This window comes from Ornithinimicrobium sp. (assembly GCF_035267225.1).
In the GTDB taxonomy this organism is placed as follows: domain Bacteria; phylum Actinomycetota; class Actinomycetes; order Actinomycetales; family Dermatophilaceae; genus Ornithinicoccus.
The window spans coordinates 1-12,993 of record NZ_DATFMA010000038.1; the positions used below are offsets into that span (position 1 = coordinate 1).

A 12,993-nucleotide genomic window follows, 5' to 3' on the forward strand; every position below is an offset into this window, starting at 1 on the left:
CGGGACCGGGGCGACCTGGTGCGCGCCCAGGGATACCCGCCGCACGGAGGCAGGTTCGCCAGCGCCGGGTTCGACCTCGCCGAGCTGCTGGAGGACCGCCGATGACCGGTGTCCTGCTCGGTCTGATGCTCGGGGTGGGAGCCGCCTGCATCTGGTGGTCGTTCTGGCCACGCACCGAGCGCTCCACCTCGGCCCGCCGACGGACTCCGTTCCGCGTGCTCCTGGCCGACGAGATCGCCCTTGCGGGGTTGCGCGGGCTCAGCCCGGCCGGGCTGCTTGCCACCGCGGTCGTGCTGGCGCTGCTCACGGGGCTCCTCACCTACGCCGTCACCGCCGTCCCCGCGATCGCCGTGGCGTTCGGGGTCATGGCCGGGTACGCCCCCGTGGCCTTCGTGCGGATGCGGGCCCGGGCCCGCCGTGCCCAGCTGCGCGAGGTGTGGCCCGACGTGGTGGACCACGTGGCTTCGGCCGTTCGCGCCGGCCTGGCTCTGCCGGAGGCCTTGGTCCAGCTGGCGGAGCGGGGCCCCGAAGAGCTACGCCCGGCCTTCGCCCACTTCGCGGATGACTACCGGGCCAGCGGCCGCTTCTCGCAGTCCCTGGACGCCCTCAAGGATCGCTTGGCCGACCCGGTGGCCGACCGCCTCGTCGAGGCGTTGCGCTTGGCCCGAGAGGTGGGCGGCAGCGACCTCGGCCGCGTCCTGAGGGCACTGAGCCAGTTCCTCCGGGAGGACGCGAGATCACGCGCCGAGCTCGAGGCCCGCCAGAGCTGGACGGTCAACGCAGCACGTCTGGCGATGGCCGCCCCCTGGCTGGTGCTGGCGCTGATGGCCACCCGGAGCTCCTCGCTCGTGGCCTACCGCGAGCCCACCGGGATCGTCATCCTCCTCGTGGGCGCCGCTCTGTCGCTCCTCGCCTACCGGCTCATGGTGGTGCTGGGGCGCCTGCCGGAGGAAGAGCGGGTGCTGCGGTGATCACCTGGCTCTCGCCGCTGGGCGCGGTGCTCGGAGCCGTGCTGGCGCTGGGTCTCTACCTCATCGCGCGGGGGGCTCCGCTCACGCGCGGACCCGACCTCTCCGCCCGGATCGAGCCGTATCTCGACCGTGCGCCACAGCCGTCACGACTGCTCCACCAGGACCGGTCCGAGGTCAGGTTCTCCCAGGTGCTCACGCCTCTGGCCACCTCGCTGGCGCGCCGCCTCGACCGCGTGCTCGGGGGCGCCGAGTCGGTCCGCTCTCGCCTGATGCGGGCCGACGCCACCGAGAGCGCGGAGGGCTTCCGGATCCAGCAGGTCCTGTGGGCGATCACCGCGGCGGTGCTGATGGCCTTCGCCGGCTCTCTGCTGTGGTGGGTGCGTGGGGTGTCGCTGCCCGTGCTCGCCATCGTCGTCGGCTGTGCGGGGATCGGGGGAGCAATGGCTCGGGACGCGTTGCTGACCCGGGCCGCGGTGCGACGCGAGCACCGGATCATGGCCGAGTTCCCCGCCCTTGCCGAGCTGCTGGCGCTGTCGGTCACCGCGGGTGAGAGCACTGTGCAGGCACTCGAGCGGGTCAGCAGGCTCTCTTCGGGTGCGTTGTCCACCGAGCTGGACACCGCGCTCAGCGCCGCCCGCACCGGCACATCCCTGCCTGAGGCGCTACAAGGCATCAGCAACCGCACCGGGCTCGCCCCCGTCGCCCGCTTCGTCGACGGCATCGTGGTCGCGATCCAGCGCGGCACGCCGCTGGGGGAGGTGCTGCGGGCCCAGGCGCAGGACGCCCGGGAGTCCGCCCGACAGTCGCTGATCGAGGAGGGTGGCAAGCGCGAGATCGCCATGATGATCCCGGTCGTGTTCCTCGTGCTGCCCGTCACGGTCGTCTTCGCGGCCTATCCGGGCCTCGCCCTCCTGCAGCTGTCCATCTGACCGACCACACCGTTCCAGACAAGGAGACATCGCATGGAGTACGTCGAGAGGGTCCAGCGTCGTGCCTACGACGCGGCCGTGCGCGCGCACGGTGGCTACGACCGGTGGGTTCGCGAGCGCGAGCGCGGTGACGTGCCCGGCTGGGTGATGATCACGGTGATGACCGCCGGTCTGGTCGTCGCGCTCGGGCTCATCGCCCGACCCCTGCTGGAGAGCGTGTTCACGAACGCGGTGAACTCGGTCACCGGGCCGTGAGCCCGCCTCAGGGCGGTAAGGACAGCGGTGCGGCGGTCGCCGAGTTCGCCCTGGTCGCGGCTCTGGTGACGCTGCTGTTCTCGGCCGTCCTGCAGCTGGGGTACGCCCTTCATGTGCACAACACCGCGACCGCCCACGTCATCGAAGGAGCGCGGGTCGGGGCCCGGGCGGGCAACAGCACCGATCAGGGCGCTGCTCGCGCGGAGGCGCTTCTGGTCACCAGCCTGTCGGGTCGCTACGCCGACTCGGTGTCGGCGCGTCGCACCACCGTGGGCGGAGTCGACGTGGTGGAGGTCGAGGCGGACCTGCCGGTGCCCCTGGTGGGGCCACTGGGGCCGGGTGAGTCGATGACGGTCACGGGGCAAGCGTTCGCCGAGGACCAGTAGTGGAGAAACCGGGCGAGCGCGGGTCCATGCTCATCGAGGTGGTCTTCCTCATGGTCCTGGTCATGCTTCCGCTGCTGTATCTGGTCGGCACCCTCGGCCGCCTGCAGGCGGGCGCGTATGCCGCGTCGGCGGCGGCGCGCGAGACCGGCCGGGCCTACGTCACAGCCTCCGATGACGCGTCAGCCCCGGGGCGAGGTCAGGCGGCGGCCGACCTGGTGTTCGTCTCCCACGGCTTCACCTCGGGGGAGGGCAGCGTCGAGGTGGGATGCGAGCAGGCGCTCTGCCTGACCCCGGGCGGCAGCGTGCGAGTCACCGCGACGGTCCAGGTGCCGCTGCCGCTGGTGCCGGACTTCCTTTCCGGGGCGCTTCCGACATCGGTGTCGATGACCTCGGCTCACAGTGAGCCGGTCGATGCCTTCCGTGGCCAGTGACCACCCATGCTGAGGCGGCGGGGGTCGGCGGCCATCCGGAGCAGGGTCAGATCAGCATCCTGCTGCTCGGGATGATGGTCACCGCCCTCACCCTCATCCTCGGCGTGGTGGCCGCCACGTCGGTCCAGCTGAGCCGCATCCAGCTGCTCGACGCCGCGGACGCCGCCGCGCTGGACGCCGCCGACGCCGTCGCCGAGGAGGGCGTGTACGGCGAGGGTCTCGGCAACGGTGTGCCGCTGACCACGGACACCGTGATGGAGGCCGCGGGCGAACATCTGGCTCGGCGCGAGCGGCCCAGCCGGGTCACCGCGTGGACGTTGCTGCCGGGGACGGGCAGCCCGGACGGCCGCACCGCGGTCGTCCGACTGCAAGGACAGGCCTCCGTGCCGGTGCTCGGGCAGGCGCTGGAGGCCTTCGGCGGGCCCGTCACCATCACCGTCGAGTCTCGAGCACGCTCTGACCTGGAGTAGGCACGACAGCGATGCGGCGCAAGCCCGAGTTGAGCTACGGGTGAGGGTCGCGGCCGAGCAGCCCGAGCAGCTGTTCCATCGGCGAGGCGTCCTCGCCGACCGGGAAGGACTCGGCGAAGGGGCTGCGACCGGGCGGGATCTGGTCCATCATGTCGCGGCTGAAGTCCAGCGCCTGGCTCACCACGTCGGGGTCGAAGGACACGCTCTGGCCGGTGGAGGCGGCGATGTCCCAGCCGTGCACGACGGCCTCCACCAAGGTGAGGTGGGCGGCGACCGACCCTGGCACCGGCCCGATGCCCACGCGCACCGTGCGCTCCAGGTTTCCCGACTCGTCGACGGCCAGCATCACGGCCTGAGCGGCCTGGCGGAACTGCACGGTGAGCTCGTGGTCCGACGTGTCCTCGTAGGTGGGGCGGCCGTGTGCCTCCTCGCCGTGGAGCACCTGCCCGGTCAGGGCGCATCCACCGACCAGGTGCTCCACCAGCTGGCGCACCGTCCACTCCTCGCAGACACTCTTCTCCTGCCACTGCTCGGGGCCAACGCCGTCGACCACGTCGGCGGTGGTGCTCAGTGCGTGGTCCAGCGACCCGACCAGCTCAGCCATACGATCCTGCCTCCTGACGTCGGGGGAGTGGTGTGACGATCCTCGCCGTGCCGTGCAGGGATGTCCACCGCGCACACCTCACGCGCCGACCGTCCACGCCTGCTTGGCGTCGCTGTCCCAGCGCCGCATTGCTGTGGCCCGCCCCAGCAGGACATCGCCGCCCGCTTCGCTCAGCGCCTGCAGCGCAGCAGGCACCGTGACGGCCTCCAGGCGCCGGGCCAGGGTGACGTGCGGCACCCACTGTCCGACCGCGAGCTGGTCGACCCGGCCCGGGCATCCGGCGAGCGCGGCGCTGACCGCACGGTGGAGCGCGAGCAGCTCCGCAGTCACCACCACCATCCGCACCAGCACCACCCGTCGGGCACCGCCGAAGAGCACCGGCGCCCCGATCGTCACCGGCACAGGGAGCGCACGCACCGTCGCTGCCAGCCGCGCCTCGGCCGAGTCCTCGATCGACGAGGCCAGCCCGATGGTCACGTGCGGGGCGTTCGTGGCGCCCTGGTGCCGGGCCTGGCTGGGCAGTCCCGCGTCGGCAAGCGCCTGCCACTGCCGCACCACGGCGTCGTGAGCGACCTCGTCGAGCAGCAGCTCCACCGACTGCACCGGCTCAGCCGTCCTCGTGTGGGGGCTCGTCCTGGGACTCACGCGGCGCGTTGACCGGCACGATGCGGAAGGCCTCGGCCAGCCGACCCTGCGGCAGGTCGAACTGCTCGGCGATCCCGGTGGACCACGATCGCAGCAAGGACTCCAGCTCCTCGCGGTGTCCGGTCTGGCTGGAGTGCCGCCGCAGCGCCTCCACCTTGGCCTCGAAGGTCTCGGTGATGTCGACGGGATGAGTAGAGGTCGGGTGCGCCATCAGCCAGACCTCACCGACGTGCCAGAAGTCCAGCCCGAGGTCGGGCCAGGCGAACGGGTTCTCCGCGGCCGGGTAGCAGGCCCGCACCGTCGCCTCCCCGGCGGCCAGATGGTCCGGGTGCGAGGCCTGCAGCCGGTCGTACCAGCGCTCCGGCGACTGGCACAGCACCCGTTGTGGGCGGACCTCACGGATCACCCGCACGATGTCGCGCTGGAGGTCGAAGCTGGGCTCCACCCATCCGTCCCGGTAGCCGTCGAGGAAGCGCACGTCGCGCACGCCGTACTCGGCGCTGGCCTCGCGCTGCTCGCGCTCGCGCTCGCCCGCCAGCCGGCTGACGTCCGCATCCGGCCGTGCTCCCTGCTCTCCGTGGGTGACGCACAGCAGCGTGACCTCGATGCCGGCGTTGACCCAGCGCCCCATGGTGCCGGCCGCCCCGAAGTCGGCGTCGTCGGGATGGGCGGAGACCACCAAAGCCCGTTGGATCCGCTCATCCGGCTGAGGTTGAAGATTCATCCGGCTACGGTACGGCCGAGGACATATCTCGGGCACACTGGCCGCCATGACCTCGACCTTGACCGACCGCGCGTTCGCCGCCGTGCTCCTCGACAACGACGGCACCCTGACCGACTCGACGGCCGCGGTCAACCGCTCCTGGAGCACATGGGCCCGCGAGTACGACCTGGACCTGGGCCGGCTGCGGGGTTACCACGGGGTCCCTGCGGCCACCATCGTGAACCAGCTGGTGCCCGAGCCCCAGCAAGAGGCCGCACTCGCGCGGATCGGCGAGATCGAGAAGGCCGACACCGAGGGGGTGGTCGCGCTGCCGGGTGCCTGGGAAGCCGTGCAGGCACTCGGCGCACGCGGAGCCATCGTGACGTCGGCGACCCTGGACCTGGCCAGCGCACGCCTCGAGGCGGCAGGACTTCCCACTCCCGCGGTGATGATCACCGCCGACGACATCACGGCCGGCAAGCCGGACCCGCAGCCGTTCCTGCGTGCGGCCGAGGCCCTGGGTGTCTCCCCATCGGACTGCCTGGTCGTCGAGGACGCGCCCTCGGGCACCACGGCGGCGCGGGCGGCCGGCTGCGCGGTGCTCGCCGTGCTCAGCACCACCCCCGAGGAGGACCTGGACGCCGATCTCATCGTGCCGGATCTGTCCCACGTGGCGTTCGTCGTGAACGGCTCCGGGGTGCAGGTCACGGTGCACTAGGGGACTTTAGTCCCTACTTACGTTACCGTAGGTTACGGTTCCGAAACCTACGGTGCCGGAGGTTCCGGCGCTGTTGCTTCATTGCAGTCCCGCCCCGAGGAGGCCCAGTGGCTCCGAAAGCCCGTCCCGTGATCATCCAAGGTGGAATGGGGGTCGCCGTCTCGTCGTGGCAGCTGGCCCGTGAGGTCTCCCGAGCGGGCCAGATGGGTGTGGTCTCTGGCACTGCCATGGACGCCGTGCTGTCCCGGCGGCTCCAGGAGGGCGACCCCGGTGGGCACATGCGCCGTGCTCTGGCGGCCTTCCCCTCCCCGGAGATGGCGGCGCGCGTGCTCGACAAGTACTTCATCGAGGGCGGCAAGGCCCCTGACGCCCCCTACAAGCCGCTTCCCAAGCTGACCATCGACACCAGCCGCGCGGTCTCCGAGGTCGCGGTAGTCGGTAACTTCGCCGAGGTCTGGTTGGCCAAGGAGGGCCACGACGGTGTGGTGGGCATCAACTGTCTGGAGAAGCTGCAGATGGCCACGCCCACGGCCCTGCTGGGCGCGTCGCTGGCCGGGGTCGACTACGTCATCATGGGCGCCGGTATCCCGCGCGATATCCCGCAGCTGCTCACCGACATCGCCGCCGGCCGGGAGGGCAAGATCGTGGCCGACGTGGCCGGTGGCTCGATGACTCGCTACATCCGGGTCGACCCCGTCGACCTGCTCGGCGACGAGCTGCCCGAGATCCGCCGGCCAGACTTCCTGGCCATCGTCTCCGCGGACGCGTTGGCCAACTACCTCTACCGCGACGAGAGCATCCGCCCCGACGGCTTCGTCGTCGAGGGCCCCGCCGCGGGCGGCCACAGTGCCCCGCCGCGCGGACGGATGCAGCTCGACGACGCCGGCGAGCCGATCTACGGCGCTCGCGACATCGTCAACCTGCAGAAGATGGCCGACCTGTCGCTGCCGTTCTGGCTGGCGGGCGCCTACGGCACCCCCGACAAGGTGGTCGAGGCGCTTGCCGATGGAGCCGCCGGGGTGCAGGTCGGCACCTTGTTCGCCCTCAGCCTCGACAGCGGGCTGGAGGAGCGCACCCGCGCCCAGATGATCGGGGAGCTGGGCGACGGCACGCTGTCGGTGAAGAACGACCCACGCGCCAGCCCAACCGGGTTCCCGTTCAAGGTCGCCTCGCTCGAGGGCACGCAGAGCGACACCGCGGTCTACGAGGACCGTCCGCGCCTGTGCGACCTGTCCTACCTGCGTTCGGCGTACGAGAAGGACAACGGGGACGTCGGCTACCGCTGCCCCTCCGAGCCGGTCCACATGTACCTCAAGAAGGGCGGCTCCCAGGAGGCGACCGAGGGCCGCAAGTGCCTGTGCAACGGGCTGATGGCCAACATCGGCCTGGGCCAGGTGCGCAAGGACGGGTATGCCGAGACCAAGGTGGTCACCCTCGGCCAGGACCTGGGCGGGGCCAACCAGCTGATCGAGCGCTATCCGGAAGGGTGGACGGCGCGCCAGGCGGTGGCGTGGCTGACCTCGCAGTCCGCGGTCACCGAGCCCGAGCCGGAGACGTCGGCGGTGGCCTGAGCGCCTCGGCGCGGGGCGTAGGCTCGCCCGCGTGGCGGTCGACTTCGAAACGGACATCAAGGCTCTGCGCGCCACGATGGCGACGGTGCGCGAGGTCGTGGATCTCGACGGGATCCGCGCCCAGCTGACCGAGCTGGAGGCCCAGGCGTCCCGGCCGGACCTGTGGGACGACGTCGAGAACGCGCAGCGGGTCACCTCGAAGATGGCACGCCTGAAGGCCGAGCACGACCGGGTGCTGGAGATGGACGCGCGGATCGACGAGCTCGAGGTGCTGGTCGAGCTGGGCAGCGAGGAGGGCGGAGACGACGGCCGCAGCGCGCTGGCCGAGGCCGAGCGCGACCTGACCGCGCTGCAGCAGGCCGTCTCCGTGCTCGAGGTCCGCACGCTGCTCAACGGCGAGTACGACGAGCGTGAGGCCGTGGTGACCATCCGCTCGGGGGCCGGCGGTGTCGACGCGGCGGACTTCGCCGAGATGCTGATGCGGATGTACCTGCGATGGGCCGAACGGCACGAGCACCCCACGACCGTGCTGGACACCTCCTACGCCGAGGAGGCGGGGCTGAAGTCGGCGACGTTCGAGGTCAAGGCCCCCTATGCCTTCGGCACCCTGTCGGTGGAGGCCGGCACCCACCGACTGGTGCGGATCAGCCCGTTCGACAACCAGGGTCGCCGCCAGACCAGCTTCGCCGCGGTCGAGGTGGTGCCGCTGATCGAGTCCACCGATCACATCGAGATCCCGGAGGCCGACCTCAAGGTCGACGTCTTCCGCTCCTCGGGTCCGGGTGGGCAGTCGGTCAACACCACCGACTCGGCCGTGCGCATGACCCACCTGCCGACCGGGGTCGTCGTCTCGATGCAGAACGAGAAGTCCCAGATCCAGAACCGCGCGGCGGCCCTGCGGGTGCTGCAGTCCCGCCTCCTGCTGCTCAAACAGCAGGAGGAGGACGCGGCAAAGAAGGAGATGGCCGGCGACATCAAGGCCTCCTGGGGTGACCAGATGCGGTCCTACGTGCTGCACCCCTACCAGATGATCAAGGACCTGCGCACCGGCTACGAGGTGGGCAGCACGGCGGCGGTGCTCGACGGCGACATCGACAGCTTCCTCGAAGCCGGCATCCGCTGGAAACGCTCGGCCGAGCGCGCTGACGCCTGAGCCGACACGCGGGCAGGCTCCCGCTTTCACACCTGTCACTTGCGTAACCTGAGCGCACGGCCCAGGGCGCCCCGGGAGGGAACGGGCGCCATGGGCGAGAGCAGCTGTCACGCAGGGGACCGGGATGATCGCCTTCGAAGAAGTGAGCGTCCGCTACGCCAAGGGCGGTGCGTGGGCGCTGCGCGACGTCACGGTGGAGGTCGGGCGCGGTGAGTTCGTCTTCGTGGTCGGCCCCTCCGGCTCTGGCAAGTCGACCATGCTGCGGCTGGTCATCCTGGAGCGCCCCGCCACGGTAGGCCGGGTGCGCGTGGCCGGGCACGACCTGACTCGGATGTCGCCACGCCGGGTCCCGGTGCTGCGCCGGCAGGTCGGCACCGTGTTCCAAGACTTCCGCCTCCTCGCGGGCAAGACGGTCCACCAGAACGTGGCCTACGTGTTGCAGGTCCTCGGCACCAAACGGCACGAGATCCGCCACACCGTGCCCGAGACGCTGGAGCTCGTGGGACTGCAGGACAAGGCCAAGCGCCTGCCGCACGAGCTCTCCGGCGGAGAGCAGCAGCGCGTGGCCATCGCGCGCGCCATGGTGAACAAGCCGAAGGTGCTGCTGGCCGACGAGCCGACCGGCAACCTGGACCCGCAGACGAGCCGCGAGATCGTCGGCATCCTGGACCGGATCAACCGGACCGGCACCACCGTGGTGATGGCCACCCACGACACCTACATCGTCGACACCTTCCGCAAGCGCGTGGTGCAGCTGCGCGACGGGGTCATCGTGCGAGACCAGGCCGACGGGGAGTACGCGCCGTTGGACCTGGAGGTGCTGAACAGCCGGATGCCCGAGCCGGAGGGGGTCGCCCTCCGGTGAGGCCCGCATTCCTGCTCGGCGAGGTGGCCAACGGCTTGCGCCGCAACACCTCCATGTTCGTCTCCGTGGTGCTCGTGACGATGGTCTCGCTGTTCTTCCTGGGCAGCGGGCTGCTCGCCCAGCAGCAGGTCGATACGGCGAAGGGCTACTGGTACGACAAGGTCCAGGTCTCGGTCTACCTGTGCACGGCCGATAGCGCCGACGTGTCGGCGTGCGCCGCCGGGGCCGCGACGGCCCAGCAGCGCGACCAGGTGCGCAGCGATCTGGACGGCTTGGACCCGTTGGTCGAGAACTACTGGTTCGAGTCCAACGAGGAGGCCTACGAGCGGTTCCAGGACCAGTTCCGCAACTCTGCCGTGGTCGAGAACATCCCGCAGGAGTCCATCCCCGAGAGCTTCCGCGTGCAGCTCGCCGACCCGCAGAAGTACGAGGTGGTGGCCGCCGCCTTCGACGGCGCCCCGGGTGTCGAGAGCGTGGAGGACCAGCGCGAGCTCGTCGACAAGCTCTTCGCCTTCCTCAACGTCGTCAGCGTCGCCTCGGTGGCCCTCGCCGGTGCCATGGTGATCTGCTCGGTGGTATTGATCAGCACTACGATCCGGCTCACCGCGTGGTCCCGGCGTCGCGAGACCGGGATCATGCGTCTGGTCGGCGCGTCTGCGTTCACCATCCACGCCCCGTTCGTGGTGGAGACCGTGATCGCGACCATGTTGGGCGCGGCGCTGGCGATCGGTCTGCTGTGGGCGATGGTCTCCTACGGGGTCTCCGGGTTCCTGACCGAGCTGCTGGCGGGGGAGAGCGGGCTGGTGGCGCTCGTCGGCGCCGCCGACGTGTGGCTCATCTCGCCCCTACTCCTGGCCGGCGCCGTCGCGTTGGCCGTCGTGACCTCGTGGTTGGCCCTGCGTCGATACGTGCAGGTCTGAGATGCGCACGTCCATGCCACGCCGTCGCGCGCGCCAACGACTCAGTGGCGCCCTGCTCGTAGCGCTCTGCGCGACGCTGGTGTTCTCGGCGCCGACCGTGGCCCAGGACGACTTCGACGACCGCATCGAGGAGGTCGAAGAGGACCAGCAGCGCACCGGTGAGCAGAAGCAGGACGCCGACGCCCGGGCGGACCGGTTGGACGCCGACCTGGCCGACACCTCGGCCGAGCTGGTGGAGGCCGACGCGCGCCTGCGCCGGACCAACCGTGAGGTGACCCAAGCCGGCGAACAGCTCGATGCCGCCGAGACGGAGCTGGCCGACGCCCTGACCGAGGCGGACCGGATCGACAGCGAGCTGCAGGTCGCCCAAGCGAACGAGAAGGAGCTCGAGGACTCGCTGCAGCAGAACGAGCGCGAGCAGCAGGAGAGCAAGGAGGCGGTCGGTGCCATCGCCCGCGAGAGCTACAAGAACGGTGGGGTGGGCAACCTGGCCATGACCCTCGACGTGCTCTCGGGCGAGGACGACGCGGTCGAGGACATGGCGATGGCCCGGACGGTGATGAGGGTGCAGGACAACACCATCGACCGGCTCAACACGCAACGTGCGCAGGAGGTCGCCGAGCAGGACCGCCTGGAGGGGGTGCGCCGCGACATCACGATGCTGCTGGCCGAGGCGGAGGCGAACGTGCTCCGGAAGGAGGAAGCCCGCAGCGCCGCCGAGACGTCCAAGCAGGAGCTCGAGCGTGTCGAGGCCCGCCAGCGCGAGGACCGTGCGGCCCTGGAGGGCGAGAAGGCGACGTTCGCCAAGCAGCTGGACGAGGCGGAGAGCGAGTCCTCGGCTCTTCAGACCCAGCTCGCCGAGCTGGCGCAGAAAAAGCACGGGCTCGAGGTCGAGCAGGAAGCCGAGCGACAGCGGATCGCGCGGGAGAAGGCTCGCCAGCGCGCGGAGGCGGAGGAGCGAGCCCGCCGGGAGGCCGAGGCCGAGCGAGAGGCGCAAGCGCAGGCCGAGGCGGAGGCCGCAGCCGAGGCAAGCCAGCAGGAAGCCGCGGCTCCCGCCCCTGAGCCTGTTCCCGCACCGGCGCCCACTCCCGCCCCTGAACCGCCGGCTCCGGAGCCACCGGCCGCGCCGCCCTCGTCCGGATACCTCGCTGCGCCGTCGCCGGCCGGGGTCACGAGCTCGTTCGGCTACCGCACCCACCCGATCCTGGGCACCCCGCGGTTGCACGCCGGGATCGACTACGCAGGTAGCTGCGGCTCACCGGTACACGCCCCGGCCGACGGGACGGTGGTCGCGGCCACGTCGACCTCCGGTGGCGGCAACAAGCTGATCCTCGACCATGGGGTGCAGCGCGGGGTGAACCTGACCACGACCTTCGCGCACCTGTCGTCCTTCGCCGTCACCGGCGGCTCGGTCTCGCGGGGCCAGGTGGTCGGGTACGTCGGTAATACCGGGCTGTCGACCGCCTGTCACCTGCACTTCGAGACCCGCGAGAACGGGATTGCCGTCGACCCCTGGAGCTGGCTGTAAACTGCTCCGTTGGCCCGCAGCCGGGTCTGTGAGCGCAGGTGAGGTAGTCATGGTCAAGGAACGCGGCGAGAAGGTGGTCGCCACCAACAGGCGTGCGCGGTATGAGTACCACCTCGAGGACGTCGTGGAGGCAGGGCTGGTCCTGACCGGCACCGAGGTGAAGTCGCTGCGCGAGGGCCGAGCCACCATCGGCGACGGCTACTGCACCGACTACCACGGCGAGCTGTACCTGGAGAACGTCCACATCCCGGAGTACCTGCAGGGCACATGGACCAACCACAGCGCCAAGCGGCGCCGCAAGCTGCTACTTCATCGCGAGCAGATCGAGAAGATGACCGCCAAGGCTCACCAGGCCGGCCATACCATCGTGCCGCTGCGGCTGTACTTCAAGGACGGCCGGGCCAAGGTCGAGATCGCGCTGGCCAAGGGCAAGAAGCTGCACGACAAACGGCAGGCGCTGCGCGAGCGTCAGGACCGGCGTGAGGCCGAGCGCGCCATGTCAGCCCACCTACGCAAGCACGGCTAGGCGGGCCGGGCCCGGAATGCGGTTACGCTCTGCGGCGTTTAGCCCGTAGTCTGAGGTTCTTGACAACTGGACAGTGTGATGTGGCCCCCTCATGGGGGTGATCGGTTTCGACGTTGTTCGGCCAACCAGGGGAAGCGGGTCGAGGATGCAAGGTCATCTCGTCAACGCTCCTTGCACAACCAATAGGTGCCGATTCCAAGCGCACCGACTTCGAACTAGCCGCCTGAGCTAGTCCCGAGGTCCGTCAGCCTGAGGTAGTTTCCGACTCAGTGTCTGGCGTCATCTAGGAAACTCTGCTGTGTGATCACGTTGCGGGAT

At 70.5% G+C, this 12,993-nt stretch carries 16 protein-coding genes and 1 other RNA gene; 14 read left to right on the forward strand and 3 right to left on the reverse strand.

Annotation, left to right across the window (positions count from 1 at the left end):
- The first annotated feature begins 101 nt into the window (after positions 1-101).
- The 6 genes from VJ976_RS02440 to VJ976_RS02465 are packed head-to-tail and all read left to right on the forward strand — an operon-like array spanning position 102 to position 3,442.
- Positions 102-971, forward strand: coding sequence for a type II secretion system F family protein (locus VJ976_RS02440; protein WP_324098518.1), 870 nt, complete (start codon positions 102-104; stop codon positions 969-971).
- A complete protein-coding gene (locus VJ976_RS02445; RefSeq protein ID WP_324098520.1) occupies positions 968-1,900 on the forward strand; it encodes a type II secretion system F family protein in 933 nt (310 codons plus the stop codon). Before VJ976_RS02440 ends, VJ976_RS02445 begins: the two co-directional genes overlap by 4 nt.
- 33 nt (positions 1,901-1,933) lie before the next feature.
- Positions 1,934-2,155 (forward strand): hypothetical protein, encoded by a 222-nt coding sequence (locus tag VJ976_RS02450; protein ID WP_324098522.1) that lies wholly within the window; start codon positions 1,934-1,936, stop codon positions 2,153-2,155.
- Positions 2,152-2,541 carry a TadE family protein gene (locus VJ976_RS02455; RefSeq protein ID WP_324098523.1) on the forward strand — a complete coding sequence of 130 codons (390 nt, stop codon included), beginning with the start codon at positions 2,152-2,154 and terminating at the stop codon, positions 2,539-2,541. Before VJ976_RS02450 ends, VJ976_RS02455 begins: the two co-directional genes overlap by 4 nt.
- On the forward strand, positions 2,541-2,972 hold the full coding sequence (locus tag VJ976_RS02460) for a pilus assembly protein (RefSeq protein ID WP_324098524.1): 432 nt from the start codon (positions 2,541-2,543) through the stop codon (positions 2,970-2,972). Before VJ976_RS02455 ends, VJ976_RS02460 begins: the two co-directional genes overlap by 1 nt.
- Positions 2,969-3,442 (forward strand): pilus assembly protein TadG-related protein, encoded by a 474-nt coding sequence (locus VJ976_RS02465; RefSeq protein WP_324098525.1) that lies wholly within the window; start codon positions 2,969-2,971, stop codon positions 3,440-3,442. The genes VJ976_RS02460 and VJ976_RS02465 overlap by 4 nt, the downstream gene beginning before the upstream one ends.
- A gap of 34 nt (positions 3,443-3,476) precedes the next feature.
- Here the strand turns inward: VJ976_RS02465 and VJ976_RS02470 are convergent, their stop codons facing one another.
- From VJ976_RS02470 to VJ976_RS02480, 3 genes are all read right to left on the reverse strand, one after another.
- Complete coding sequence (locus VJ976_RS02470; RefSeq protein WP_324098526.1) at positions 3,477-4,046, reverse strand: TIGR03086 family metal-binding protein; 570 nt, start codon at positions 4,044-4,046, stop codon at positions 3,477-3,479.
- 78 nt (positions 4,047-4,124) lie between these two features.
- A complete protein-coding gene (locus VJ976_RS02475; protein ID WP_324098527.1) occupies positions 4,125-4,649 on the reverse strand; it encodes a 2'-5' RNA ligase family protein in 525 nt (174 codons plus the stop codon).
- A 4-nt stretch (positions 4,650-4,653) separates the two neighbouring features.
- Positions 4,654-5,415, reverse strand: a complete 762-nt coding sequence (locus VJ976_RS02480; RefSeq protein WP_324098528.1) for a PIG-L deacetylase family protein — start codon at positions 5,413-5,415, stop codon at positions 4,654-4,656.
- 46 nt (positions 5,416-5,461) lie between these two features.
- On the opposite strand from VJ976_RS02480, the gene VJ976_RS02485 reads away from it, so the two are divergent.
- From VJ976_RS02485 to ssrA, 8 genes are all read left to right on the forward strand, one after another.
- Positions 5,462-6,112 carry an HAD-IA family hydrolase gene (locus VJ976_RS02485; RefSeq protein ID WP_324098529.1) on the forward strand — a complete coding sequence of 217 codons (651 nt, stop codon included), beginning with the start codon at positions 5,462-5,464 and terminating at the stop codon, positions 6,110-6,112.
- A gap of 107 nt (positions 6,113-6,219) precedes the next feature.
- Positions 6,220-7,683, forward strand: a complete 1,464-nt coding sequence (locus tag VJ976_RS02490) for a nitronate monooxygenase (RefSeq protein WP_324098530.1) — start codon at positions 6,220-6,222, stop codon at positions 7,681-7,683.
- Between the two features lie 31 nt (positions 7,684-7,714).
- A complete protein-coding gene (gene prfB / locus VJ976_RS02495; protein WP_324098531.1) occupies positions 7,715-8,836 on the forward strand; it encodes a peptide chain release factor 2 in 1,122 nt (373 codons plus the stop codon).
- Between the two features lie 124 nt (positions 8,837-8,960).
- On the forward strand, positions 8,961-9,701 hold the full coding sequence (ftsE, locus tag VJ976_RS02500; protein WP_324098532.1) for a cell division ATP-binding protein FtsE: 741 nt from the start codon (positions 8,961-8,963) through the stop codon (positions 9,699-9,701).
- A complete protein-coding gene (ftsX, locus tag VJ976_RS02505) occupies positions 9,698-10,621 on the forward strand; it encodes a permease-like cell division protein FtsX (RefSeq protein ID WP_324098533.1) in 924 nt (307 codons plus the stop codon). The genes ftsE and ftsX overlap by 4 nt, the downstream gene beginning before the upstream one ends.
- 13 nt (positions 10,622-10,634) lie before the next feature.
- Positions 10,635-12,149, forward strand: a complete 1,515-nt coding sequence (locus VJ976_RS02510) for a peptidoglycan DD-metalloendopeptidase family protein (protein ID WP_324098534.1) — start codon at positions 10,635-10,637, stop codon at positions 12,147-12,149.
- A 49-nt stretch (positions 12,150-12,198) separates the two neighbouring features.
- The gene (gene smpB, locus VJ976_RS02515; protein ID WP_324098535.1) at positions 12,199-12,675 is read left to right on the forward strand and encodes an SsrA-binding protein SmpB; all 477 of its coding nucleotides are present in this window, start codon (positions 12,199-12,201) and stop codon (positions 12,673-12,675) included.
- 93 nt (positions 12,676-12,768) lie between these two features.
- Positions 12,769-12,993: a transfer-messenger RNA gene (ssrA, locus tag VJ976_RS02520) on the forward strand; the annotation flags it as partial.

Coding starts and splice junctions, on each gene's coding strand:
- ftsE (WP_324098532.1), top strand. CDS start 8,961: ATGATCGCCTTCGAAGAAGTGAGCGTCCGCTACGCCAAGGGCGGTGCG.
- VJ976_RS02450 (WP_324098522.1), top strand. CDS start 1,934: ATGGAGTACGTCGAGAGGGTCCAGCGTCGTGCCTACGACGCGGCCGTG.
- VJ976_RS02440 (WP_324098518.1), top strand. CDS start 102: ATGACCGGTGTCCTGCTCGGTCTGATGCTCGGGGTGGGAGCCGCCTGC.
- VJ976_RS02510 (WP_324098534.1), top strand. CDS start 10,635: ATGCCACGCCGTCGCGCGCGCCAACGACTCAGTGGCGCCCTGCTCGTA.
- VJ976_RS02480 (WP_324098528.1), bottom strand. CDS start 5,415: ATGAATCTTCAACCTCAGCCGGATGAGCGGATCCAACGGGCTTTGGTG.
- smpB (WP_324098535.1), top strand. CDS start 12,199: ATGGTCAAGGAACGCGGCGAGAAGGTGGTCGCCACCAACAGGCGTGCG.
- VJ976_RS02470 (WP_324098526.1), bottom strand. CDS start 4,046: ATGGCTGAGCTGGTCGGGTCGCTGGACCACGCACTGAGCACCACCGCC.
- VJ976_RS02485 (WP_324098529.1), top strand. CDS start 5,462: ATGACCTCGACCTTGACCGACCGCGCGTTCGCCGCCGTGCTCCTCGAC.